Here is a 2105-nt window from a genome sequence, read left to right on the forward strand (position 1 = left end):
GCCGTCCAGCGCCAGCACCCGCGCATGGCCGCGCTGGAGCAGCTCGTGGGCGCCCTGCACCGCGGAGATCTCGTTCGGGCAGTTGCAGTACAAGACCAGCAGGCGGTCGTGGGGCAGCTGGTCGGCGTAGTCGGGCAGGCGCGTCAGCGGGATGTTGAGCGCGCCGGGCAGCGTGCGCGGATCGGCGGCGCGACCGGGGTCGCTGCGCACGTCGATGAACAGCGGCGCCATGTCCTGGTCGACCAGCGCGGCGGCGTCCTCGACGCTGATGCGTTCGACCTCGCCCTGCAGCCGCGCCATCTGGCGGCGACGGCGCCAGCGGTTGCCCACCAGCAGCAACAGCACCGCGCCGAGCGCCGCCAGCGCCAGCAGGCCGGCGTTGGACAGCGCGTCCAGCACGTCCTGGATCTGGTCGCTGAAGACCAGGCCCAGGCCGAGGAAACACAGCGTCCACACCAGGCCGGCGACGGCGTCGTAGGCGACGAAGCGCCGCCAGCCCATGCCCAGAGCGCCGGCCATCGGCGCGGCGACCACCGAGATGCCGGGCAGGAACTTGGCCGCCAGCAGCGAGCTGCCGCCCCAGCGCGCGATCAGGCTCTCGCTCTGGCGCACGCAGACGTCCGGCGACAGCGAGACGCGGCACAGCAGCCGCAGCACGCGGTGGCCATGGGTGCGCCCGGCGATGAACCAGATCGCGTCGCCCAGCACGTTGGCCAGCACCGCGGCCACGACCAGCGATAGCGCCGACAGCCGCCCCGCCGCCGCCAGCCCCCCGGCCACCACCAGCAGCGGCGCCGCCGGCAACGGCGCGCCGATGCGCGCGGCCAGCGTCACGAGGAAGACGAGCAGGAAGTCGTGCTGGATCAGCAGATCGATCAGGGCGCGCATGCGGCGCATTGTCGCGGCTGGCGAGGACTCCGGTCGGCGGTGGGGCGATTGGGCGATTGGGCGATGGCGCGAACGCCGCGCGCCCCGCCGGCTCAGGACGCCAGCCGCTGCGGCGCCGGCCGGCGACGAAGGCGAACTGCACGTACTTCGTCTCCTCCAGCTGCCGCCCGAACAGCCGGAAGGCGAGCCGCCGCTTGATCGACGGCGTGTACCACTGCTCGTTAATGCCCTGCACGCTGAGCACCTCGTAGCCGCACTCGTCGAACATCCTCATCGCGCTGGTGCGAGTGAAGAAGCGCAGGTGGGTGCGGTCGCGGACGCCGCAGCGCTCGTAGCGGAAGTCGCGGTCGTGCAGCAGCGGCCAGATCGTGTCCAGGTGCAGCAGGTTGGGCAGCGAGGCCAGCACCACGCCGCCGGGCGCCAGCAGCGGCGCGGCGTGGTTCAGCGCGGCCCAGGGATCGGGCATGTGCTCGAGCACGTCGTTGAAGACGATGGCGTGGAAGTGCGCCTCGGGCAGCGGTAGCGTCGGGTCGAAATAACCTTGCAGCACGCGGTCCAGGTGCTGGCCGGCGCGCTCGGCGGCGCCGGCGTCGGGCTCCACGCCCCAGACCTCGGTGCCGGGGCGCGCCGTCTTGACCGCCTCGCCGAACGCGCCGGTGTTGCAGCCGACGTCCAGCACCCGCAGGCAGTCCGGCGGCAGGAAGGCCAGCATCTCGCGCCGGGCGATGTGGGGGTAATCGATGCGAACCAGCGGACTGGCGGAATGGGCGGCCGGCATGGGCGTCTCCTTGGCGGCAGGCACCGCGGCGGTGCGGGCAGCATAGTCACGCCCGGCCGCCGACAACATCCTTTGCTTTCGGGACAGGAAAGTCCCGAGGCGCTAACGGCTCGCGGGCCGGTGCCTGCGGGGCTGCAACTCGCGGGCTGCAGCTCGCGGGCTGCAGCCCGCGCCGAGCATGGTCGCGCTCGCCTGGGAGGTCGCAGAGCCGGCCGCGATCACTCTGGCTCGCGCCGCGCGAGGGCGGGCTCGCCGGTCAGAAGCTCGTCCAGTCGTCGTCACCGGCGAGGACCGGCTCGGCGATCTTGCGAGAGGCCGGTTTCGTCGGCACCACCAGCAACTCGGGCGCCGGCGCGCCCCGTCTCGCCGGGGTCGCCGTGGCGGCCACGACACGGATGACCGCGTTCGCCGCCGCTGCCGTCACGGGCGCGGGGGCGGG

Annotated in this window: 1 protein-coding gene and 2 pseudogenes; all 3 read right to left on the bottom strand. The window is 73.2% G+C overall.

Annotated elements, in window-relative coordinates:
• On the bottom strand, positions 1 to 888 hold an 888-nt coding region (locus FUT87_RS26005; RefSeq protein WP_255512044.1), incomplete at its 3' end, for a VTT domain-containing protein.
• A 295-nt stretch (positions 889 to 1183) separates the two neighbouring features.
• Positions 1184 to 1735: pseudogene (locus tag FUT87_RS31870) on the bottom strand (class I SAM-dependent methyltransferase); the annotation flags it as partial.
• Between the two features lie 187 nt (positions 1736 to 1922).
• A pseudogene (locus FUT87_RS29475) lies at positions 1923 to 2105 on the bottom strand (hypothetical protein); the annotation flags it as partial.

Source organism: Mitsuaria sp. TWR114 (assembly GCF_007997345.1).